General features: G+C 60.9%; 20 protein-coding genes. 10 read left to right on the forward strand and 10 right to left on the reverse strand.

Going from position 1 to position 22,145, the window contains the following annotated elements:
* Position 1 precedes the first annotated feature (1 nt).
* Genes urtD through urtA form a run of 4 tightly spaced genes read right to left on the reverse strand, consistent with a single transcriptional unit; the run spans position 2 to position 4,133 of the window.
* Positions 2–838 carry an urea ABC transporter ATP-binding protein UrtD gene (gene urtD / locus QM716_RS15070; protein ID WP_283304867.1) on the reverse strand — a complete coding sequence of 279 codons (837 nt, stop codon included), beginning with the start codon at positions 836–838 and terminating at the stop codon, positions 2–4.
* Positions 835–1,941: an urea ABC transporter permease subunit UrtC gene (gene urtC / locus QM716_RS15075; protein WP_283304868.1), complete on the reverse strand. Its 1,107-nt coding sequence runs from the start codon at positions 1,939–1,941 to the stop codon at positions 835–837. Before urtC ends, urtD begins: the two co-directional genes overlap by 4 nt.
* A complete protein-coding gene (urtB, locus tag QM716_RS15080) occupies positions 1,938–2,822 on the reverse strand; it encodes an urea ABC transporter permease subunit UrtB (RefSeq protein ID WP_283304869.1) in 885 nt (294 codons plus the stop codon). The genes urtC and urtB overlap by 4 nt, the downstream gene beginning before the upstream one ends.
* A 54-nt stretch (positions 2,823–2,876) precedes the next feature.
* The gene (gene urtA, locus QM716_RS15085; protein WP_283304870.1) at positions 2,877–4,133 is read right to left on the reverse strand and encodes an urea ABC transporter substrate-binding protein; all 1,257 of its coding nucleotides are present in this window, start codon (positions 4,131–4,133) and stop codon (positions 2,877–2,879) included.
* Positions 4,134–4,385: 252 nt separating this feature from the next.
* Here urtA and QM716_RS15090 point away from each other — a divergent pair, with 252 nt between their 5' ends.
* From QM716_RS15090 to QM716_RS15110, 5 genes are all read left to right on the forward strand, one after another.
* Positions 4,386–5,153 carry a TetR/AcrR family transcriptional regulator gene (locus QM716_RS15090; protein ID WP_283304871.1) on the forward strand — a complete coding sequence of 256 codons (768 nt, stop codon included), beginning with the start codon at positions 4,386–4,388 and terminating at the stop codon, positions 5,151–5,153.
* A 209-nt stretch (positions 5,154–5,362) separates the two neighbouring features.
* On the forward strand, positions 5,363–5,887 hold the full coding sequence (locus QM716_RS15095) for a hypothetical protein (protein WP_283304872.1): 525 nt from the start codon (positions 5,363–5,365) through the stop codon (positions 5,885–5,887).
* Complete coding sequence (locus QM716_RS15100) at positions 5,880–7,520, forward strand: class I adenylate-forming enzyme family protein (RefSeq protein ID WP_283304873.1); 1,641 nt, start codon at positions 5,880–5,882, stop codon at positions 7,518–7,520. The genes QM716_RS15095 and QM716_RS15100 overlap by 8 nt, the downstream gene beginning before the upstream one ends.
* 68 nt (positions 7,521–7,588) lie before the next feature.
* The gene (locus QM716_RS15105) at positions 7,589–8,608 is read left to right on the forward strand and encodes an alpha/beta hydrolase (protein ID WP_283304874.1); all 1,020 of its coding nucleotides are present in this window, start codon (positions 7,589–7,591) and stop codon (positions 8,606–8,608) included.
* A 131-nt stretch (positions 8,609–8,739) separates the two neighbouring features.
* On the forward strand, positions 8,740–9,759 hold the full coding sequence (locus QM716_RS15110) for an alpha/beta hydrolase (protein WP_283304875.1): 1,020 nt from the start codon (positions 8,740–8,742) through the stop codon (positions 9,757–9,759).
* 3 nt (positions 9,760–9,762) lie between these two features.
* Here QM716_RS15110 and ramB read toward each other — a convergent pair whose 3' ends face one another.
* The 4 genes from ramB to QM716_RS15130 all read right to left on the reverse strand — a co-directional run bounded on the left by ramB (position 9,763) and on the right by QM716_RS15130 (position 13,640).
* Positions 9,763–11,175, reverse strand: a complete 1,413-nt coding sequence (gene ramB / locus QM716_RS15115) for an acetate metabolism transcriptional regulator RamB (RefSeq protein ID WP_003941547.1) — start codon at positions 11,173–11,175, stop codon at positions 9,763–9,765.
* Positions 11,176–11,299: 124 nt separating this feature from the next.
* The gene (gene fmdA / locus QM716_RS15120; protein WP_283304876.1) at positions 11,300–12,559 is read right to left on the reverse strand and encodes a formamidase; all 1,260 of its coding nucleotides are present in this window, start codon (positions 12,557–12,559) and stop codon (positions 11,300–11,302) included.
* Between the two features lie 81 nt (positions 12,560–12,640).
* A complete protein-coding gene (locus QM716_RS15125; protein ID WP_283304877.1) occupies positions 12,641–12,928 on the reverse strand; it encodes an FmdB family zinc ribbon protein in 288 nt (95 codons plus the stop codon).
* 79 nt (positions 12,929–13,007) lie between these two features.
* Positions 13,008–13,640 (reverse strand): serine/threonine protein kinase, encoded by a 633-nt coding sequence (locus tag QM716_RS15130; protein ID WP_283304878.1) that lies wholly within the window; start codon positions 13,638–13,640, stop codon positions 13,008–13,010.
* Positions 13,641–14,154: 514 nt separating this feature from the next.
* Here QM716_RS15130 and aceA point away from each other — a divergent pair.
* The 4 genes from aceA (at position 14,155) to QM716_RS15150 (ending at position 20,056) form a co-directional block, all read left to right on the forward strand.
* On the forward strand, positions 14,155–15,444 hold the full coding sequence (aceA, locus tag QM716_RS15135; RefSeq protein WP_003941533.1) for an isocitrate lyase: 1,290 nt from the start codon (positions 14,155–14,157) through the stop codon (positions 15,442–15,444).
* Between the two features lie 203 nt (positions 15,445–15,647).
* Positions 15,648–16,544, forward strand: coding sequence for a 3-hydroxybutyryl-CoA dehydrogenase (locus QM716_RS15140; RefSeq protein ID WP_003941541.1), 897 nt, complete (start codon positions 15,648–15,650; stop codon positions 16,542–16,544).
* Between the two features lie 92 nt (positions 16,545–16,636).
* Positions 16,637–18,943 carry a 5-methyltetrahydropteroyltriglutamate--homocysteine S-methyltransferase gene (gene metE, locus QM716_RS15145; RefSeq protein WP_283304879.1) on the forward strand — a complete coding sequence of 769 codons (2,307 nt, stop codon included), beginning with the start codon at positions 16,637–16,639 and terminating at the stop codon, positions 18,941–18,943.
* 72 nt (positions 18,944–19,015) lie between these two features.
* On the forward strand, positions 19,016–20,056 hold the full coding sequence (locus tag QM716_RS15150) for an NAD(P)-dependent alcohol dehydrogenase (protein WP_283304880.1): 1,041 nt from the start codon (positions 19,016–19,018) through the stop codon (positions 20,054–20,056).
* Positions 20,057–20,083: 27 nt separating this feature from the next.
* Here QM716_RS15150 and QM716_RS15155 read toward each other — a convergent pair whose 3' ends face one another.
* Positions 20,084–20,878 (reverse strand): RNA polymerase sigma factor SigF, encoded by a 795-nt coding sequence (locus tag QM716_RS15155; RefSeq protein WP_020906739.1) that lies wholly within the window; start codon positions 20,876–20,878, stop codon positions 20,084–20,086.
* On the reverse strand, positions 20,875–21,306 hold the full coding sequence (locus QM716_RS15160) for an ATP-binding protein (RefSeq protein WP_283304881.1): 432 nt from the start codon (positions 21,304–21,306) through the stop codon (positions 20,875–20,877). The genes QM716_RS15155 and QM716_RS15160 overlap by 4 nt, the downstream gene beginning before the upstream one ends.
* Before the next feature lie 391 nt (positions 21,307–21,697).
* Here QM716_RS15160 and QM716_RS15165 point away from each other — a divergent pair, with 391 nt between their 5' ends.
* Positions 21,698–22,141, forward strand: a complete 444-nt coding sequence (locus QM716_RS15165) for an STAS domain-containing protein (RefSeq protein ID WP_283304882.1) — start codon at positions 21,698–21,700, stop codon at positions 22,139–22,141.
* Positions 22,142–22,145 lie beyond the last annotated feature (4 nt).

The raw sequence follows: 22,145 nt of genomic DNA on the forward strand, positions 1-22,145 counted from the left end.
TTCAGTCCTCCGGGGTCGGTTCGGTGTCGGCGCCGAGATCGGTTCCGGCAGCGGCTGTGCCGAGGTAGACCTCTTGCACCTTGGGATCGGCTTGGACCTCGGCCACGGTCCCTTCGGCGAGCACTTTCCCAGCGGCGAGCACCGTGACGGACGTGGCGAAGGATCGCATGAAGTCCATGTCGTGCTCGACTACGACGACGGTTCGCGCACCGCCGATGCGCCGCAGAAGGTTTCCGGTCTCCTCGCGCTCCTCCAGGCTCATACCTGCGACGGGTTCGTCGAGCAGAAGTACGGAACAGTTCTGTACCAACAACATTCCGATTTCGAGCCACTGCTTCTGGCCGTGCGCGAGAATGCCCGCGGGAGTGTCCCTGAGGTCCTCCAAACCGGTTGTCTCCAGTGCCTCTTCGATCTCGGGAAGCACACCTTTGCGTTTTCTGAGCAAGTTCCACGGTGATCGGCCGGCTCCGGCCGCGATGTCGAGATTCTGGAGCACCGAGAGTTCTTCGAAGACGCTTGCCGTTTGGAAGGTTCGCCCGACGCCGAGACGGGCGATCTTGTGAACTTTCTTGCCGAGTAACTGCTCGCCGGACTTCGTGATTGAACCGGTAGCGGGAACCAGTCCGGTGATGGCATCGACCAGCGTCGTCTTTCCAGCCCCGTTCGGACCGATCAGAAACCTCAGGTCGCCCTGCATGAGGGTCAAGTCGACGCCGTCAACTGCTTTGAAACCGTCGAAGCTGACGGAAAGATTCCGAACTTCGAGGTATTCGGACGACATTCCGGCGTTGCCGCCCAGTGCGGGTGCGGGCTCGCTGGTGGCGGTTGTGTTGGTCATGACGACACCTCAACTGGTTCGGGTTGGGAGACCTTGACCGGCGGGCCGATCGGTGTCTCACGCTTCTTGCGGTGGCGCATCAGAGCGAACAATCCGGCCACACCTGCCGGGAAGAACCCGACCACGACGATGAACATAAGCCCTTGTGCGTAGATCCATCCCGATGGGAGTCTCTCCGAGAATGCCGACTGTGCCCATGCGACGCCGATCGCACCGAGTACCGGACCCAGAAGCGTTGCGCGGCCACCGATCGCGACCCCGATGAGGAATGCGATGGACGGCACGATCCCGACGTCGGCGGGGGAGATGATGCCCACGATCGGAACGAAGAGCGCGCCGGCGATACCGGCGAGGAACGCCGCGGTCACGTAGGCGACCAGTTTGATGTTCGCCGGATCGTATCCGAGGAAACGTACGCGCTCCTCTTGATCGCGGACCGCGACGAGGAGTTCGCCATATCGGGAGTTCATCAGCTGGCGAATCAGAGCTACCGACGCGAGAAGAACGCCGGCGGCGATGAAGAACAACATCTGCTTGTTCGCCGGATCATTGAGGTTGAAACCGAAGAACGTACGAAAACGGTTGAGGCCGTTGCTGCCACCGATCGACTGTTGGCCGATCAAGAGGATCGCAAAAGCCGCGGCAAGTGCTTGCGACAGGATCGCAAAGTACGCGCCCTTGACTCTCCGCTTGAACACACCGAGTCCGAGGAGAAAGGCAACAGCGGCCGGCAGGAAAAGGATGGCGAAGATCGCCACGAAAGGTGAAGCGAACGGTTGCCAGTATCCCGGAAGTTCAGATTTGCCGGCGATGGACATGAAGTCCGGGACCGCGTCGCCCTTGAGTTCGGCATCAGCGATCTTGAGGTGCATCGCCATCACGTATGCGCCGATTCCGAAGAACACGCCCTGGCCGAGCGTGAGCATTCCGCCTCGGCCCCAAGCCAAGCCGATGCCTACAGCGACTATGGCGAAGCACAGGAATTTGGCTAACAGTGACAGCCTGAAGTCCGAGAGTACAGCCGGAGCGATGGCGAACAGCACGATCGCGGCGAGTGCAAAACCGCCCCAAACCCGCATTCGGGAATTGTTCAGGATGCTCATACGAGGCTCCTCGTCTTGACTGCGAACAGGCCCTGTGGCCGGACTTGAAGGAAGACGACGATGATGACGAACACGATCACCTTCGCGATCGACGCCGTCGTCGAGTACTCGATGAACGAGTTCAAGATGCCGAGGGCGAAGGCGGCGATCACGGCTCCCTTCATCTGACCGAGACCGCCGACAACAACGACCAGGAAGGCGTCGATCAGATACGACTGGCCGATGGTCGGGCTGGTGGAACCGATGAGCGTCAACGCCACACCCGCGACACCGGCGAGTCCGGATCCGAGGAAGAAGGTCGTGATGTCCGTACGACGAGAAGAGATTCCGCTCGTCTCGGCCAGATCGCGATTCTGTACGACGGCGCGGATGCGTCTACCCATCGACGACTGCTTCAGCGCGACCGAAAGCGCGATCACCGCAGCGATCGCCAATACCAGAATGAAGATTCGGGTCTTCGGGACCACGGCGCCGAAAATGTCGACCCCACCCGAAAGCCAAGTCGGTGCCGAGACATTGACGGCCGGCGCCCCGAAGATGTCTCGTGCCAACTGCTGAAGGATCAATCCGACGCCGAACGTCACCAACAGGGTGTCGAGGGGACGGTGGTACATCCGCGATACCAGGACCATTTCGAGTACGACGCCCATCAACCCGCCGACGACAAAACCGACGAGCAGAGAAATGATCAACGATCCCGTTGCATTCGAGATCACCTGCTGCACTACGTATGCGGTGTACGAGCCGGCCATGATGAACTCGCCGTGTGCCATGTTGATGACACCCATCTGCCCGAACGTAAGAGACAATCCCAACGCTGCCAACAGGAGAATCGATCCGATACTCAAACCCGTGAACAACTGTCCGATCACAACATCCATGACAGGCGCTCCACCTCTCTACTCGTCGATTCCGTCAATTCCGCCTTTCGTCGATCAGCTGCCGAGTCCCTCGGCCCAGGGGTAGTTCTTCAAGTACGGATCCGGCTCGATCGGCTGTCCCGAATCCCAGACCGTGTAGATGAGTCCGTCGGAACGGATTTCGCCGATCCGAGCAGTCTTGGTGATGTGGTGGTTGTCGCCGTCGATGGTCACGAGTCCTTCGGGTGCTTGGAAGGTCACACCGTCGGCGTTGTCTTGAATATCCTTGACCGCAAACGAGTTGGCCTTCTCGACGGTGTTCTTCCAGAGGTAGACGGAGGTGTATGCCGCTTCCATCGGGTCGGACGTGGGCTTGTCCTGGCCGAACTTCGCCTTGTACGCCGCGACGAACTTCTTGTTCTCGGGGGAGTCGATGGTCTGGTAGTAGTTCCACGCCGTCAGCTGACCTTCGACGTTCTGGACTCCGATACCGCCAACCTCTTCTTCCGCGATGGAAACGGAGACGACGGGCATGTCGGCGGGCTTCAGGCCGACATTCGAGTATTCACGGAAGAACGCGACGTTGGAATCGCCGTTGAGTGTGTTGAACACGGCATCCGCGTCGGCGGTGCGCACCTTGTTCACGATGGTGGAGAAGTCGGTCGAGCCCAATGGCGTGTAGTCCTCACCCTTGATCTCGATACCGTTTGCTGCCGCGTACGCCTTGATGATGCGGTTGGCGGTTTGCGGGAACACGTAGTCGCTGCCGACCAGATAGAGCGACTTGACCCCCTTCTCCTTCAGATAGTCCAGAGCCGGGATGATCTGCTGGTTGGTCGTTGCACCCGTGTAGAAGATGTTCTTCGAATCTTCGAGTCCTTCGTACTGGACCGGGTAGTAGAGCAGGGAGTTGTTGTCTTCGAACACCGGCAGCATGGCTTTGCGGCTCGAGGAGGTCCAGCCACCGAAAACTGCTGCAACGCAATCGCTGCTGATCAGTTTCTCGGCCTTTTCGGCGAACACCGTCGGCTCCGACGCGCCGTCCTCTGCCACGATCTGAATCTTCTTGCCCAGCACACCGCCGGAATCGTTGATCTCCTGCACCGCCAACGAGATGGAGTCGCGGACCGTCACTTCACTGATGGCCATGGTGCCCGAGAGTGAATTCAGGGAACCGACCTTGATCGTGTCCCCAGAGGTGTCGACGCACGACGTAGCCGTCGATTCTCCTGCTGCGGTGTCTGTTGCCTTGCTTCCACAGCCGGTGAGAACCAAGCCCAGTGCGGCTAGAGCGGCCGGCGCGGCAAGGGTGCGCTTCGAGAAGGTTCGCATGTACGGGCCTTTCGTTATCGATGGCTCTGACAGATATGTATCCGGGTTGCGTATACAACGCTGTATTCGTCGAGTGCACACAGTAGGTGGAAGTTGTTGCGGTGGAGTGACTGTCGGTGACAAGTGTGTGTCCGGTGTTTCCATTCGATGTCCGGGACCTCACACCGCAGGTCAGCGGGGGTGCGGTGTTAGCATCGACGAGAAATCGATCAAGCACTCGCTTGACAATCGGAACGTCGGAAGGAACTTCTCGTGCGCTCGACCCGACGGGACGAAATACTCGCTCATGCGGCCAAGCTGTTCAGCGAGCGGGGAATCGCCGCGACGACGGTACGAGACATTGCCGACGAAGTCGGGATCCTTTCGGGGAGCCTTTATCACTACTTCGACTCCAAGGATGCGATAGCAAACGAGATCGTCGTCCGGTTCCTCGAAGACCTCAACGTCCGGTACGAGGACTCGATCGAGCCGGAAGGTTCGGCTCGCGATCGCCTGGCCACGATGGTTTCGGTGTCATTCGCCTCCGCGGTGGATCACCCGTACGCCACAGAGGTGTATCAGGGCGAGGCCATTCTTTCGTCGCAGCCGGCTGACGCTCCCATCACCGTCCTGGTGCAGAAGGCGCACAGTTATTGGCGATCGGCCATCACGCGCGGAATCGCCGACGGGGAGTTTCGGGAGGACATCGACCCTGAGCAGTTTCATCGGCTCATGCGTGAATCCGTCTGGTCCACAGTCGCGCAGTATCGCCCGCAGCTTTCCGAGTTGGCCGACGATCTGCAGCGCAATCTGATTTCGGTGTTTCTGGACGGCTTCGCCGCGCGTTCGGGCGAAAGCGAACCCGTGGCACGGGTTCGCCGTCCCGCGGGGAAGAAGGACGCGCAGACCGAATCTCCCGACTCTGAACTTGCCGAACTCCGTTCGGACTCCCAAATGGCCGAACTCCGCTCTGATGTCGATGAATTGAAGTCCGTCATTCGCGAACTCAGCTCCTCGATCCGGCAGCTGCAGAAGCCGTAACACCGCAGTTCCCGCGCGTGTAATTCGGATTTTGACTATCGGTGTGACCCAGGGCATACTTCTGTCCACCGTCGTAAATCAAGCGCTTGTTTGATACACCAAGCAGAGTTTGGACGGGAGTTTGATGTGATACTCGGAAAGGCGATTGCGGTCTGTGCGGCAGTGGTCTTCGGGGCGAGCGCGTCGAGAATGCCTGCGGGGATCTGAGTTTGGGCGCGCAGCGTCTGGTCGAGGTAGCGCGCGCGATGGCGACCGAACCCGATGTCCTCCTGTTGGACGAACCGTTTGCCGGTGCAGATCACGACGGCATCGCCGCGGTGCCGTTCGGTCGATTGCTGCGCAGGGCAAGGGAGTGGTGTTGGTCGATCACAACGTCGATCTCATCGCGGCGCTCGCAACCAGGATCGTTCTGCTCGATTTCGGATCGGTGGCGTTCTACGGACCGCCGCAAGAGTGCTTGCCAGCGAGGCGATGCGCGAAGTCTATTTCGGTTCCGACTACGAGGAAGGTGCCTGACGATGCTCGAACTCGACAGAGTCACAGTTCGATACGGCTCCGCGATTGCCGTCAGGGACGTCTCCTTCACCGCCCTGGCCGTTGTCCACCGCGGGATATGTCATGCAACGCGGCGAACTCGTCCGCGAATGCGATTCCGCAGCGACACTGGACAACGCGTACAAACAATCGATGGGCGTACTCAGCGCCGACGGGAGATGATCGACGATCATGCTTGAAACGAAGACACTCGACTTCACTGTCGGTGAATTCGCCACGAATCCGGCCCGGTTCGCCGGTGTCAGCATCAGTGAGATGGTCAGGCATTGGTCTGAGACCATCCCGGACGAAACTGCCTTTGTCACCCCGGAATCGAGGGTGTCGTGGAAACAGTACGACGCCGCTGCCGATGCCATCGCGTCGGCACTGGACCTAGCTGGTGAGGGATACGGGCACGTGGCCGTGTTGCTTCCCGACACCGCTGTCTTCCATGCGGCGCTCTGCGCAGCCTTTCGTACCGGCCGCGTCGCCGTCGGAATCGGTTCGCGCTCCGGCATTCGCGAGATCTCTCATCTGATCGCCCGCTCCGAAGCCTCTGTTCTGGTCACCGCACGCACGCTGCGAGGCGTCGATACCGCCGAACTCGTGGCGAGTCTGCGGGCCGAGTATCCCGGACTGGACGTCGTCTTCGCCGACGAACGCGCCAACGTGATGCTCGAACGCGCAGGCGCGGGTGGCGAACTCACTTCGTTGCCGGTCGAGATCAAGCGTTTCCCCGCAACCAGCCCGTGTTTTGTCACCTCGGGCGTTTCGATGCTGAACTCGACCTCTGGCACAACGGGCCTGCCCAAGCTGGTGACACAAACCGAGGATCGTTGGGTTGCCTTCTCCGAGATTGCAGCCGAGGCGGCGTCGATCGGTGCAGATGAGGTGTTTCTCGGCGCGGTCCCGGCACCTTTCGGATTCGGTCTCTGGACTTCGCATTTCCTGCCGGCGTTACTCGGTGCTCGTAACGTCGTCATGGAACGCTTCGACGTTTCGGTGATGATCGAGTTGATCGAGCGCGAACGGGTAACTGCTTTGAATTGTGTGAGTACACAATTCAAGATGCTGTTGCACTCGCAGGCTGCGGAATCGGCCGATCTCTCGTCACTTCGTTTCATGTTCACCGGTGGTGAAGCCGTGCCCTATTCGGAGGCACTGGCTTTCGAGCAACGTACCGGTGCGGCAGTCCTGCAGTTCTACGGATCGAACGAAACCGGCGCCGTCTCGGTGACGACGGTCTTGGACGATTCCGACACCCGGCTGAAGACGTGCGGCCACGTCATCGATCGCATGCACGTTCGTGTATTCGACGATGCGGCAAGCGAAGTGACCGAAACCGTCCGTCGAGGTCAGCCTGCGGTCAACGGCCCACTGATGTGCCAAGGGTACTGGGGTGACGTCGATGCGAACGACGAGTTGTACACCGACGAAGGTTGGATGCTTCTCGGCGACATCGTCGAGATCGACGAGACTGGCCGGGTGCGTGTGGTCGGGCGCAAAGCCGACATCATCATTCGAGGCGGCAAGAACATTTCCGCGGTCGAAGTCGAGGAGTGTGTTCGCGCGCACCCCTCGGTGGAACTGGTCGCCGTGGTGGGAGTCGACGATCCGCTGTTCGGTGAGAAGGTCTGTGCCGTCATCGTGTCCGCCGATGACGATCTGAGTTCGGACGACCTGACCGCGTGGCTGCAGAGCCGAGGAGTGACCCGTGAGTACATACCCGAGTACGTGACGGCGGTCGCCGAATTGCCGATGGCAGCCGGCGGCAAGGTAGCCAAGGGTGAAGTCAAGGCGCTCGCGCAGAGGCGGATCGCAGAACTCAGCTGATCACGCCTGGCGGTATCGGCTTCGCGTTACGCTGATTCGGACATTTTGCCGAGAGTGAAGGAAACCCGATGACGAACCCTTCACCGTCCCGATGGCGAAAGCGAGCACTGTGGACTCTCGGGGTAGTGATTATCCTTGTCGGAGCCGTGGTTCTGGCTTTTGTTCTGAGCCCGAGACCCGGCGCGCTCGCCGTGCGCTGGGTTTTCGATCGCGATGCTGTGAAAGTCACCGAGGCGCTCGAGAAGCACGCACCGGATGGCGTCGACTCGATCAAAGACCAGCACTATCGCGCCGATGACGACGACGCATATCTCGACGTCTACTTTCCTGCAGCGACGACGACCGCGCTGCCCACGGTGATCTGGACTCATGGCGGTGCCTGGATCTCGGGAAGCAAGTCCAACTACGCGTCGTACTACGAGCTGCTGGCTTCTCACGGATACACCGTTGTCTCCCTGGACTACTCACTCGGGCCCGAGCATCACTATCCGACCGCGGTGCGACAGCTCAACGACGCACATGCGTACGTCGTCGCGAATGCGGAACGGCTGCATGTTGATCCGACGACGATCGTTCTCGCCGGTGATTCTGCGGGAGCGCAACTCTCGAGTCAGCTCGCCACTCTCGTCACTGATCCTGCGTATGCGGACCGCGTGGGCGTGAACCCGTCGCTACGGCCGGATCAGTTGCGCGGAGTAGTCCTCAACTGTGGAATCTACGACGTCGGGAACATGGTCGGCGGGCCCGGCATCATCGGTTGGGGAGTTGATCGGTCCCTCTGGGCGTATACCGGTGTGCGTGACTTCATGAGTACCGATGCAGCGGATCAGATGTCGACCTTGACCTTCGTCACCGATCGATTTCCGCCTGCCTATATCAGCGGCGGGAACGCGGATCCGTTGACCGATTCTCAGTCGAAACCGTTGGCTGAGAAATTGACGGGGTTGGGAGTTGCGGTCGACACACTGTTCTATCCGGCCGATCACATTCGGGCGCTCGGTCATGAGTATCAGTTTGATCTGGACACGGCCGACGGTCTCACGGCGCTCGATCGTACGGTTCAGTTTCTCGACGCTCACACCGGCTAGATGTCGAATTATGTTGAACCACTGCGAAAATGGTCATTTCAGACAAAGTTTCGGGGGCGTGTTCGCAGGGAATTCCCAGTTAGTCCTTTTGGTCTAGCCTGGGTAGATCCGATCCGACACCAGGAGTTGTTGTGCGAGCGTCTTCCCCCGCCAGACGGCGAAGACGCCTTGTCGGAATCATGACGGTGTTCGTCGTCATTCTGTCCGGCATAACCGCTGCGCTCGTCAGTCCCTGGCCAGGAGTTCTCCTCGTACGGTGGATGTCAGCGGGCGGCTCCGAAGCGACTCACGCACAACTCGACAGGCAAGCACCGCCAGGAATCGTCTCGATCCTCGATCAGCCGTACCGCGACGGCGACGACGATGCGCAACTGGACGTGTACTACCCGTCGGAGTCCACTTCGGCGCTACCGACGGTGGTCTGGGTGCACGGCGGTGGCTGGATCTCGGGATCGAGAACTGATGCCGACGGTTACTACAAACTGTTGGCACATCAAGGTTTCACTGTGATTTCGGTGGACTACTCACTGGGGCCGGAGGCGTATTACCCCACCGCAGTGAATCAACTGAACGACGCGTATCGCTTCATCGTGAGCAATGCGGACAGGTTGCATGTCGATTCGAACAATCTGTTTATTGCGGGAGATTCGGCAGGCGCGCAATTGTCGAGTCAATTGGCGACCGTCACGACCAGCCCTGACTACGCGTCGGAAATGGGGCTGGAACCGGCATTGCGTCCCGAGCAGATACGCGGAGTTGTCCTCGACTGCGGGGTCTTCGATCTGAAACCGCTACTGTCACAGGGGAAGTACTTCGGTTGGGGCGTCGACAAGCAGTCGCTGTGGGGGTACCTCGGAACGAAGGACTTCGACGGGTCGACTGCAGTGGGTCAGATGTCGACGCTGGGCCATGTGACCTCGGACTTTCCAGCGACGTTCATCACCGGCGGAAATGTCGACCCACTGACCGCCAGCCAGTCGAAACCCATGGCAGAACGGCTCACCGATCTGGGCGTCGAAGTAGACGCACTGTTCTACCCCGACGATCACGAGCCTGCACTCGACCACGAATATCAGTTCGACCTCGATACGGTGGACGGGATGATCGCGTTCGATCGCACAGTCGCGTTCCTACGCGCGCACGTGCGTTAGCGCTCAGCGAATCACGTAAGGCGAAATAGAACTCCGGTGCTCGCTGATGTCGAGGTCTTTACCCAACGGAGGGAAGGCACGCTGCGGACAGTTGAGGCGTTCGCAGACGCGGCAGCCCGAGCCGATCGGCGTTCCCGGATTCGACTCGTCGAGATCCAGACCGTCGCTGTAGACGAGTCGATGCGCGTGGCGAATCTCGCATCCCAATCCGATGGCGAAAATCTTCGCGGGCTGTCCGTATCGAGCCGCTCGCCGTTCGACTGTGCGTGCAACCCACAGGTATCGGCGACCGTCGGGCATCTGCGCGATCTGCGGCATGATCTTGCCCGGATAAGAGAACGTCTCGTAGACGTTCCACAGCGGGCATGTGCCTCCGCTGGTGGAGAAGTGGAATCCGGTGGCGGACTGACGCTTCGACATGTTTCCGGCACGGTCGACACGTACGAACATGAAGGGAACCCCGCGAAGTTTGGGGCGCTGCAGGGTCGAGAGGCGGTGGCAGATCGTCTCGTAGCTCGCGGAATAGAAGGCAGACATGCGCTCGATGTCGTAACGGAAGTCCTCGGCAACCTCGTGAAACTGGCTGTAGGGCAGCACGGTGGCCGCGGCGAAATAGTTGGCCAAGCCAAGCTTCGCCAGGGAGACCGACGCTTCGCTGGTGAAGTTGCCCTCGGCCACCAACGAGTCGAGCAGGTCGCCATGCTCGAGGTACGCGAGTTCTGTCGCAAACTTGAAGACCTGTTGCCCGCCGGAGAGCCTTGCGGAGATTTCCAGGACCCTGGTGTCCGGGTCGTAGCGATGAAGTATGTTCTCGCCCAGATCGACTCGTCGAACGATCTGCACGTCATGGACGGACTCGAGGCGTCTGGCGATCTCGCCGGCGACGTCGCCGCGATGAAAGCGCATTCGAGCGGTGAGTTCTTCGGCCGCGGTGTCGAGATCGTGAATGTAGTTCTGCCGCTGATAGAAGTAGTCGCGCACTTCCTCGTGCGGCATGGTGATCGAACCGCTGCCGCTGCCGTCCGAGAAACGGTCCTCCGTGGCTGCGGCGAGCTGGGCCGTCGTGTTGCGGAAGCGGCGATGCATGTTCACCATCGCCTTGGCGAGGCCCGGGTGCGTGGAGACCATCTCCGCGATTTCGTGGGCGTCGGCGTCGATACCCATCTCCTGATCGAGGGCGACTTCGCGCATTTCCGCGATCAGGCGCGTGTCGTCCTGTGGGGAGAAGAAGGTGGTGTCGACACCGAAGACTTCACTGATTCGCAGGAGGACCGGCACGGTGAGTGGCCGGACGTCGTGCTCGATCTGATTGAGATAGCTTGCCGAGATCTCCAGCGTCTTGGCCAGCGAAGCCTGACTCAACCCGCGCTCGGTCCGCAGTTGGCGGAGCCGGACACCGACAAAGGTTTTCGACATTTTCCCAGGATACGAGCGACGGTCCGGCTTCGCAAAGGTGGGTTCGCAGTCTTCGCACAGGGGCTCCGCCCCCGTGAGTGGTTAAGGAGCCTTGGCACTCCCTAACCACTCACGGGCCGAAGGCTTAGACCCTGTTCTCCGAACGTGGGGCGCCCATTCCGGGATCGATCTGGAACGGTCCACTCGACGACGGTGCGAGCGGGAAGTCGAAGATCGCGGTCGGGAGATACACCGTCGAACACGAGTTGGGGATATCCACGACGCCCGACAGGCGGCCCTCGATCGGTGCCGCACCGAGTAGCAGGTACGCCTGCTCCGGTGCGTACCCGAACTTGGTCAGGTATTCGATCGCATGCAGGCACGCACGCTGATACGACAGATGTGAATCCAGGTACTTCTGTTCGCCGTCCAACGTGACAGAAGTGCCCGAGAATGCAAGCCACTCGGAATACTGCGGATCAGTGTTGCCCGGCATGAAGATGGCGTTCTCGGAAACGCCGTAGGTATCCATGCCGCCCTTGATGATGTCCACACGAAGATCGATGAAGCCGCCCATTTCGATGGCACCGCAGAAAGTGATCTCGCCGTCGCCCTGGGAGAAGTGAAGATCGCCGACCGACAGGTTCGCACCGTCCACGAACACTGGATAAAAGATTCGGCTGCCCTTGGTGAGGTTCTTGATGTCCTGGTTTCCGCCGTTCTCACGCGGGGGAGCAGTGCGAGCCGCCTCGCCGGCCACGCGTGTGTACTCGTCACCTGTCAAGGTTCCCAGGACGGCATCGCGGGGCTCGGGCGGAAGTGCAAGCGGGGGAACCCGATTGGGGTCGGTGGCAATCAGGGCACCCTCGCGGGCATTCCACTTGGCGAGGAGGGCTGCCGACGGAGCCGTGCCCATGAGTCCCGGGTGGACGATGCCCGTGAACGAGACGTGCGGAATGTGACGCGACGTCGCCGTTTGTCCGGAGAAATCCCAGACAGCCTTGTACGCGTCGGGGAACTGTTCGGTGAGGAAGCCGCCGCCGTTGTTCCGCGGGAAGATGCCGGTGTATCCCCAGCCTTGGCCGGCCAACGGACCCGAATCCTCTTGGGGAATAGGCCCGATATCCAAGATGTCGACGATCAACAGGTCGCCGGGTTTCGCGCCTTCGACGGCAAAGGGGCCGGACAGCGTGTGGACCGTGGTCAGTGGTGCATTGAGAATGTCGTCGGCTGAGTCGTCGTTGTGGATTGCGCCGTCGAACCATTCGCGGCAATGGACACGAAACGCATCACCGGGTTTGACCGTCACCGCTGCCGGGATGTCCGGGTGCCACCGATTGTGGCCGACGATCGCCTGTTCGGTGAATTTCTTGGCGGAATCGAGTGGAAACAGCAGTTCAGGCATATGCACTCCTCATTCTCGAAGAAACGGAAAACTCGTGGCGGCAGGACTTTCGTGTCGGATCGTGACTCGCGGCGAGGGTGCTCAGGGGCGAGGTAGCTTGCGGTGCAACGGATTGGATGTGGTCGGGGCAGTTTTTCTGCCGCGGCCGGGTAGTGACCCACTGACCACGGCAGGCTCGTGAGCCGATCGAGCAGTGCTGTCCAGCAGACCCATCGCGGCCGACGACGCGTGACTCAACCGGGGAGACGAGACCACCCGCCTCGACTCGAGACTGCACTGGGGGCAACTGATCGACTGGGGCACTTCGGCCATCGCGAACGACCGCTCGAGCGGGCCGCAGCCGGTACAGCGAAACTCGTACAGGGGCATGCGGTCACGCTATCGGAGGATCCGTCAGTACGACACTGGAACGAAGAGCACCGGGTTGCTGCCGCCGCAAGTGCGCACGTCAGCGCAAGTACACAACCGCGTTGTCTCCGCCGGTGCACGTGACGATTCCGGAGGCCACCTTGCACGCCATCGTGTACTCCTTGCCGGTCACCGGACTACGTGCGGAGACCGAGCCGGATCTACCAGCGGCACCGGAGTTTCCGTAGGCGATCCGAACTGCTTCGGCAAACTCGCACGATGTTTTGCCCCCACCGGTCGCGGATTCCTTGTAACTTCCGGCCGGCTGCCCGCCGGGGCAGGCGGACGCACCTGCTGGAAAGTTCGCGGCGCGTGTGGTCGTCGGGGAACTCGTGCTGGGAGCAGTTGTCGTGGCACCGGTCGTGCCAGGTGTGTTCGCGGCGGCGGTGGTGGTGTGGGCGGCTCCACCGGCTGTCGAGTTGGGGACGTCCTTCGGCCACAGAACCCATGCAAGCCCGCCGAAGAGAGCCAACACGGTGATGACACCGATGACCGATACCGGAATCACCCAACCGGGTCGACGTGGCGGCGGATTTCCACGTGGCGGACCAGGCGGGAATCCCTGCGGTGGGGGATAGGACTGCGGCGCGGCCCGGTATCCCAACTGCGGCGGTTGAGGCCCGGATTGCGACCATGCCTGGTTGTTCGGTGGCTGCTGATAGTTGTCCGGCACAGCTTTATCGCCCGGTCAGTGGTGTCGAGGGCGTCGAACGACAAGTCATGGTTCGACAGCATATTGCCGGCGAACGGGTTGTCGGGGGCTTTGTGAGACCTCCATCTCGGGGAATCGGCCGAGTGATGGCTGTTGCCACTGAGTGATTGCGGTCACGTACGGGTGTCGAAGTTGGCTCCGAAGTAGCGGACAGGCCCGTTCCGTGCGCTGCGCGAACAGGCGTAATTCACCAGTGGCGGAGTTGAGTGCATTTCGTTCACAGCCTGCGGTTTCATTGCTACTCGCCAGTACGGAACCTGTCCGAATGGGTAGTGCTCGCCGTGTAGGAATCTTCACAGACTTAGCAAAGTGCGTTGAAAAGGTAGCGAAGATTGGCATTAGCAACAGGTAGACGGCACTTTTTCGATGTGCCATTCTCGATAAGTACACAAGAAGGGCCTGGCAAGTATGTGAAGTAGTACGCATGTACTGCTCGCAACAGGCCGGACCAGCAGATCAAAGAGATGGAGTCTTGATGTCGACCACCGGCACCCCGAAGACCGCAGCTGAGCTTCAGCAGGATTGGGACACCAACCCTCGCTGGAAGGGCGTTACTCGTAACTACACGGCCGATCAGGTCGTCAAGCTCCAGGGCACCGTCGTCGAGGAGCAGACCCTCGCTCGCCGCGGATCCGAGATCCTGTGGGATCTCGTGAACAACGAGGACTACATCAACTCCCTCGGTGCACTTACCGGCAATATGGCTGTGCAGCAGGTTCGCGCCGGCCTGAAGGCCATCTACCTCTCCGGTTGGCAGGTTGCCGGCGACGCGAACCTCTCGGGCCACACGTACCCGGACCAGAGCCTCTACCCGGCCAACTCGGTTCCGACCGTCGTCCGTCGCATCAACAACGCACTGCTGCGCGCCGACGAGATCGCCAAGACCGAGGGTGACACCTCCGTCAGCAACTGGCTCGCTCCGATCGTTGCCGACGCCGAAGCCGGCTTCGGTGGCGCTCTCAACGCTTACGAGCTGCAGAAGGCCATGATCGGCGCCGGCGCTGCCGGTGTCCACTGGGAGGATCAGCTCGCTTCGGAGAAGAAGTGCGGCCACCTCGGTGGCAAGGTGCTCATCCCCACGCAGCAGCACATCCGCACCCTGACCTCGGCTCGCCTGGCTTCCGACGTTGCGGACGTTCCGTCCGTCATCATCGCCCGCACCGACGCTGAGGCCGCAACCCTCATCACCTCCGACGTGGACGAGCGTGACCGCCCGTTCCTCGACGGAACCCGCACGGCTGAAGGCTTCTACGGCGTCAAGAACGGCATCGAGCCCTGCATCGCTCGCGCCAAGGCTTACGCACCGTACGCAGACCTCATCTGGATGGAGACCGGCGTGCCGGACCTCGAGGTTGCAAAGAAGTTCGCCGAGTCCGTTCGCAGCGAATTCCCGGACCAGCTCCTGGCCTACAACTGCTCGCCTTCCTTCAACTGGAAGGCGCACCTGGACGACGCGACCATCGCGAAGTTCCAGAAGGAGCTCGGCGCAATGGGCTTCAAGTTCCAGTTCATCACGCTGGCCGGCTTCCACTCGCTCAACTACGGCATGTTCGACCTGGCCTACGGCTACGCCCGCGAAGGCATGACGGCATTCGTCGACCTGCAGGAGCGCGAGTTCAAGGCTGCTGAAGAGCGTGGCTTCACCGCCATCAAGCACCAGCGTGAGGTTGGCGCAGGCTACTTCGACACCATCGCCACCACCGTTGACCCCAACACCTCGACGGCAGCTCTCAAGGGCTCCACCGAAGAGGGCCAGTTCCACTAAGAACTGACTTCGGGTGGGGGAGAGGCTCGGCTTCGGGTCTCTCCCCTGCTTGTATCACCGATCTACTTTCTCTCGTCTTCAAGGCAGTTCCGATTGCATCGGCCACCAGCGTCGACGCAGTTCGAAGTGCTTTCTTTGCAACACCTTCTTCAGACTGCAACACCTTCACCAGACAAACTCCACGAGACAAACAAGGAGCTGACGTGACCAGCGAAAAAATTCAGCGCGTCGGCGTTATCGGCGCCGGAATCATGGGTGCCGGAATCGCCGAGGTGTGCGCCCGCGCACATGTCGATGTTCTGGTCTTCGAGCAGACTCGCGAGCTTGCAGCAGCCGGGCGTTCACGCATCCTGCGTTCGCTCGACCGCGGCGTGAGCAGCGGAAAAATCACAGAACGCGAGCGTGAGCAGGCCGCATGGCGTCTGCGTTTCACCTCCGATCTGGGAGATTTCGCGGACCGCCAGCTCGTCGTGGAGGCCGTCGTCGAAGACGAGAAGATCAAGAGCGAAATCTTCGCCGAGCTCGACGCGGTCGTGACGGACCCGGATGCGGTTCTCGCGTCCAACACGTCGTCGATCCCGATCATGAAGCTCGGCATCTCGACCAAGCGTCCCGAGCGAGTCATCGGTATGCACTTCTTCAACCCGGTGCCGGTTCTGCCGCTCGTCGAGTTGGTGACGACGCTCAAGACCAGTGCCTCCGTCTCGCAGCGCGCCGAGGCCTTTGCCAGCGACATCCTCGGCAAGCAGGTCGTCCGCAGTGCCGACCGCTCCGGCTTCGTCGTCAACGCACTCCTCGTGCCGTACCTGCTCTCGGCGATCCGCATGGTCGAGTCGGGCTTCGCAACCAAGGAAGACATCGACAAGGCAACGGTTCTGGGCCTGGCGCACCCCATGGGTCCGCTGGCTCTGACGGACCTGGTCGGACTCGACACCGTCAAGTCCATCGCCGACTCCATGTACGAGGAGTTCAAGGAGCCGCTGTACTCCGCTCCGCCGCTGCTCCTGCGTATGGTCGAAGCCGGATTGACCGGCAAGAAGTCCGGCGCGGGCTTCTACGAATACGCCGACAACGGTCGCTCCACCAAGCAGGCAAGCTAAGGCCCAAAGCCCCCTGTGCGCGTTTGTGGAGAGTAGAGACTCCATAAACGCGCACAGGGCGCTCGCGCCCCTCGGTTAGAAAGGTCGACCGCATGTCCAGCAGCACTGCAGCATTCGGCTCCAGCGTCCTGGGGTATCCGCGCATCGGGCCGCGCCGTGAGCTCAAGCGCGCCCTCGAGTCCTACTGGCACGGCACTTCGGACAAGGACGCACTCCTCGCGGTCGCCAAGGAACTCCAGGAATCGACCTGGAGCGAATTGGCTGCGACGGGGTTGAGCCAGGTTCCCGGCAACACCTTCTCCTTCTACGATCACGTGCTCGACAATGCGCTGCTTTTCGGCGCAGTGCCGGAGCGTTTCAAGCCGCTCGAGGGCGCACTCGATCCGCTCGATTTCTACTTCACGATGGCCCGCGGTCGCCCGGACTTCCCGCCTCTCGAGCTGGTGCGCTTCTTCGGCACGAACTACTACTACCGTCAGCCCGAAATCGACGCGAACACGGTGTTCTCGCTCAACTCGGAGGCACTGCTCGACGAGTTCGAACGTGCGAAGGCGCGCGGCATCGAATTGCGCCCCGTCATCATGGGGCCCGTTTCGCTGCTTCTGCTCTCGAAGGTCGGGCCTGCCACCGAGAAGTCCGATCCGAACTTCACCCCACTCGATCTGTTGGACGCGATCCTGCCCGAGTACGAGAAGCTCTTCGAGCAGCTCGCCAAGGCCGGTGCCACCTGTGTTCAGTTGGACGAGCCTTCGGTGACCGAGGACCGCACCGCCGAGGAACTCGCCGCTCTGGGGCGTGCATACGAGAAGCTTTCGACGGCCCCGCTGCGCCCGCGTCTGTTGGTGACGGGTCCGTACGGCAAGTTCGGCGAAGCCCTCAACATCTTGGCGCCCACCAAGATCGAGGCCTTCGGTCTGGACTTGGTGCACGGCAAGATCACGGCCGAGGAACTGGCCGCGGTGCCGAACATCAAGCGCAAGCGCATCTACGCAGGCGTCGTCGACGGTCGCAACGTGTGGCGCGTCGACCGGTTCAACACCTTGACGTACCTGAACGAACTCAAGGACGTCGTGCCTGACCTCGTCGTCTCCACGTCGTCGTCGCTGCTGCACGTGCCGTACGACGTGCTCTCCGAATACGACATCCCGGGAGACGTCGCAGACCGTTTGGCTTTTGCGAAGCAAAAGGTCGGCGAGGTCGTCTCACTGGCAAAGGCGCTCACCGAAGGTCCTTCGGACAAGTGGCGTAAGCGTCCGACGAAGGTGCACTTCAAGCTCAAGCATGCAGTCCGTGCTCGGGTCAACGCGATCAAGCCCGAAGATCGTGTGCGTGCACCGTACGAGGAGCGTCGTAAAGCTCAGCAGGAACGGTTGAACCTGCCTTTGGTGCCGGCTCAGACACTGGGTTCGTTCCCGCAGACCGACGCGATTCGCCAGGCTCGTTACGAACTCGGCCAGGGTCGTTTGGAGTGGGACGACTACTACAAGCGCATCCAGGAAGAGATCGAGCGCACAATCCGCTTGCAAGAGGACATCGGTCTCGATGTTTTCGTGCACGGTGAGCACGAGCGCAACGACATGGTCCAGTACTTCGCCGAACTGCTCGAGGGCTATGCCTTCACGCACAACGGTTGGGTTCAGGCCTACGGATCTCGTTGTACGCGTCCGCCGATTCTCTACGGCGACATCGCACGTCCGAAGCCGATGACGGTCGAGTGGATTGCGTACGCGCAGTCGCTGACCGACAAACCGGTCAAGGGCATGCTGACGGGTCCGGTCACCATGATCGCTCGTTCGTTCGTGCGTCAGGATCAGCCGCTCTACGAAACGGCAGAGCAACTGGCACTTGTCATTCGAGACGAAATCGCGGATCTCGAAGCCGCCGGAATCGCCATCATCCAGGTGGACGAGCCGGCAATTCGTGAACTGCTGCCGCTGCGTGAGGACGGCCGGGAGGCCTACCTGGAGTGGGCCGTCGACGCGTTCCGTCTGGCAACAGGTGGAGCGAAGCCGGAAACACAGATCCACACACATCTGACGTACTCCGCTCGGTCGTCGGTGGTCGACGCCATCGAACGGTTGGACGCCGATGTGACGGCTATCGTCGCGACCCGCTCCATCACGTGGGTTCTCGAAGCACTCAAGGAAGGCGCGCTCACGCACGGCGTCGGCCCCGGTGTCTACGAATCTCGTTCGGCTCGGATTCCAGATATCGACGAGCTTGACGAATTGCTCACGCAGGCAAGCGAATCGATCTCTCTCGATCGCTTGTGGGCCAATCCGGACGGCGGCCTCAAGACCCGCCATCCTTGGCAGCTCGAGCCTTCGCTGCGCAACATGGTTGCAGCCGCGAGGCGCTTGCGTCGTCGCGCCGAACAAGCCGAGCGCGACGCCGGGTAAGTCACGTAAAGAACTAGTCATGGAGGGACCTGCAACTTGCAGGTCCCTCCATGCACGGGTAGGCATGTGTGCATGGTTACTGCTGCTGCTTACGCCGCGACGTCCGCTGACGGTCCGCTCGAGAAGACCACCGTCGAACGTCGTGAGCTCGGTCCACTGGACATTCTCATCGACATCAAATTTGCCGGCATCTGCCATTCCGACATCCACACCGCCCGAAACGAGTGGGGCGGAGCCAAGTACCCGATCGTTCCCGGACACGAAATCGCCGGCGTCGTCGCCGCCGTGGGTTCCGATGTCACCAAGCACAAGGTCGGCGACCGCGTCGGCGTCGGCTGCTTCGTCGACTCGTGCGGGGAGTGCGACGCCTGCACCGCCGGCGAAGAGCAGTACTGCCGCAAGGGTGTGACGGGTACGTACAACGCCACCGGCCGCGACGGCGAGCGCACTCAGGGCGGCTACTCGACGCACATCGTCGTCACCGAGCATTTTGTTCTCTCGATCCCCGAGGGCATCGAACTCGACGTTGCCGCGCCGCTGCTGTGCGCAGGCATCACCTTGTACTCACCGCTGCGGCACTGGAACGCCGGTCCCGGCAAGAAGGTCGCCATCATCGGTTTCGGCGGCCTCGGTCACGTGGGTGTGAAGATCGCCCAGGCGCTCGGAGCGGAAGTCACCGTCCTGAGTCAGACGCTCGGCAAGAAAGAAGACGGGCTTCGCCTCGGCGCCGATCACTACTACGCGACCAACGACCGTGAGACGTTCAAGGCACTTCGCGGCGAGTTCGACCTGATCCTCAACACGGTCTCGGTCAATCTCGACATCGACGCCTACATGTCCTTGCTCGCCATCAACGGCACTCTCGTCGAATTGGGCCTGCCGGAGAAGCCGATCGAAGTTCGAGCATTCTCGCTCGCAGCAAACCGTCGTAGCCTCGCCGGCTCCATGGTGGGCGGTATCCCGCAGACACAGGAGATGCTCGACTTCTGCGCCGAGCACGGCATCGGCGCAGAAATCGAACTGATCCCGGCGAGCGACATCAACGATGCTTACGAGCGCGTGATCAAGAGCGATGTGCGATACCGATTCGTGATCGACACCGCAACAATCTGACCCGCTCAGTCGAGTTGTTCGCGGAGCTCAGTCGAGTTGCTCGCGGAGATTACTCAGTGTCTTCGCGAGCAATCTCGACACGTGCATCTGGGATACACCGACTTTCTCGGCGATCTGTGTTTGCGTCAGGTTTCCGAAGAATCTGAGCATCAACACCGTCCGCTCTCGTTCGGGAAGCTTGTCGAGAAGAGGACGCAACGCCTCGTGATTCTCGACGTTCTCGAGTGCTGCGTCATAGTCGCCGAGTGTTTCCACGAGCGGGAGATCATCGGTGTGATTGGACGCGGCACCGTCGACCGAGACGGTCTGGTACGCATTGCCGGCGATCAACGCCTGGGCCACTTCTTCGCGTTCGATGCCCAACGTCTCGGCCAACTCGTCGACGGTCGGCGCGTGCCCGAGTTGTTGAGACAGCTCGCTGATGGCCTGCCCGAGTTGGAAGTGCAACTCCTTCATCCGACGCGGAACTCGTAGCGCCCAGCCGGTGTCGCGGAAGTGTCGCCGAACCTCACCCATCACGGTGGGAACTGCGAACGAAACGAAATCGGAGCCGCGCGTGGAATCGAAACGGTCGACGGCGTTGACCAGACCGAGCCGCGCCACCTGAACCAAATCGTCGTGCGCTTCGCCGCGCCCGTCGAATCGCCTGGCGATGTGCTCGGCCAGCGGTAGGCATCTGGTGATGAGTGCAGTACGCACTCGTTCGTACTCGGGGCTGTGTGGTTCGAGGGTCCGCATTTCCTCGAAAACTGGTATAACGTCCCGATATTCGTCGGTGGACCGCCGACGCGGGCGTGACGGGCCGTCTGCGGAAGCGGTCACAGGCGCCCGCTGAGGGCCTTGGTGAACTTCATGGTCGTGGTGTAGCCGGCACCGCCGAGGTTCTCTTCCTGGTCGAGCGAAATCGAATCGGTGAGTTCGGTGAGGATGTGCCACCCGAACGAGCGCTGACTGCCGTCCTCGTACTCCGTGGTGGTCGTCGAAACGGACACGTGCAGTTGTGGGGGAGTGAAGACGAACCGACACACCAGAACAGAATCGGGTGCAGTACGAACAATCAGATGCGTACAGATTTCGTCCATGGCCAGCTTGATGTCGGCGATGGCGTCGAGATCGAAGTTTTCCTGAATGGCAACGGTGGCAGCCAGTGCACGCAAAATCGACAGCTGATCGAGAGTCGCTTGAATCCTCAACTCCACGACCGGTTGAGTCTGATCCTGATCGGGCTCGAGTGCGCTGAGGTGTGCCATAAGTTCTCCGGATCGTCGTACCAGGGGTCGCCGTGAAGTCTGGTGCCGAGAACGATACCCATCTCGACCTTCACAGTGACCCCTGAACACGAAATTTTGTCGATGGTGGTGCCGGGGTAATCGACACAGTTCTGCTCACGACCGTTGGCGGTCGCAACATCGGATTACCTCGCGGAACCGCAGACCAAACCACATTTTTGTTCGGAACACCGAAACGAATGGTCGCAACGCACTTGTGACGTCGGTCATGCTGGCGTACTGTTTCAAACCGAGGTTGAGCACACAGCCGATGAGGGATTTATCCGCAATTCTGGAGACCCGTTCATCGTGCGGCTCCTTCGGAGGTCCCTTCTCTTTTGCAGAGTGTAAACCGTTGCGGGATGGGAGAACCATGACTGTTGTTCCAGGATCATCTATTTCAGGCTTTACGAACGCGGCGAAGGGATCGGTTGATTACGGACCTCCCGCGACCGGGACAGCGACCGCATCATTTCACGCGCACCGCATCAGTGCACAGACCGCTGTGATTCAAGTTCGTGGCGAGATCGACCTGATGAGCGCCAATGCTTTTCGTGACTACTTGACGTACCACGTGGCCGCGGACCGGACACTAGTCGTTGATCTCTCCGAACTCGAATTCATGGGAACGTGCGGCTTGTCCGTGCTGTCGGTGCTGTCGACGCGATCGCGCGACGTGGGCGGCACACTGGCGCTCGTCTGCGCCCGCCCGGTTCAAAGGCTGCTCAAAGCAGCTGGTCAGGAGTCGATGTTTGCCTGCTACGAGTCGCTGGATCACGCGATCGGCCTCGAGGAGACCCGACGCTTCCCGGCTTGATTTC

Origin of the sequence: Rhodococcus sp. IEGM 1409 (genome assembly GCF_030056735.1) — a bacterium.
GTDB lineage: Bacteria > Actinomycetota > Actinomycetes > Mycobacteriales > Mycobacteriaceae > Rhodococcus_F.

Bases quoted from the DNA above. Each gene is read 5' to 3' on its own strand.
- urtD (WP_283304867.1), bottom strand. From the start codon at position 838: ATGACCAACACAACCGCCACCAGCGAGCCCGCACCCGCACTGGGCGGC.
- urtC (WP_283304868.1), bottom strand. From the start codon at position 1,941: ATGAGCATCCTGAACAATTCCCGAATGCGGGTTTGGGGCGGTTTTGCA.
- urtB (WP_283304869.1), bottom strand. From the start codon at position 2,822: ATGGATGTTGTGATCGGACAGTTGTTCACGGGTTTGAGTATCGGATCG.
- urtA (WP_283304870.1), bottom strand. From the start codon at position 4,133: ATGCGAACCTTCTCGAAGCGCACCCTTGCCGCGCCGGCCGCTCTAGCC.
- QM716_RS15100 (WP_283304873.1), top strand. From the start codon at position 5,880: ATGCTTGAAACGAAGACACTCGACTTCACTGTCGGTGAATTCGCCACG.
- QM716_RS15105 (WP_283304874.1), top strand. From the start codon at position 7,589: ATGACGAACCCTTCACCGTCCCGATGGCGAAAGCGAGCACTGTGGACT.
- ramB (WP_003941547.1), bottom strand. From the start codon at position 11,175: ATGTCGAAAACCTTTGTCGGTGTCCGGCTCCGCCAACTGCGGACCGAG.
- fmdA (WP_283304876.1), bottom strand. From the start codon at position 12,559: ATGCCTGAACTGCTGTTTCCACTCGATTCCGCCAAGAAATTCACCGAA.
- QM716_RS15125 (WP_283304877.1), bottom strand. From the start codon at position 12,928: ATGCCCCTGTACGAGTTTCGCTGTACCGGCTGCGGCCCGCTCGAGCGG.
- aceA (WP_003941533.1), top strand. From the start codon at position 14,155: ATGTCGACCACCGGCACCCCGAAGACCGCAGCTGAGCTTCAGCAGGAT.
- metE (WP_283304879.1), top strand. From the start codon at position 16,637: ATGTCCAGCAGCACTGCAGCATTCGGCTCCAGCGTCCTGGGGTATCCG.
- QM716_RS15150 (WP_283304880.1), top strand. From the start codon at position 19,016: ATGGTTACTGCTGCTGCTTACGCCGCGACGTCCGCTGACGGTCCGCTC.
- QM716_RS15160 (WP_283304881.1), bottom strand. From the start codon at position 21,306: ATGGCACACCTCAGCGCACTCGAGCCCGATCAGGATCAGACTCAACCG.
- QM716_RS15165 (WP_283304882.1), top strand. From the start codon at position 21,698: ATGACTGTTGTTCCAGGATCATCTATTTCAGGCTTTACGAACGCGGCG.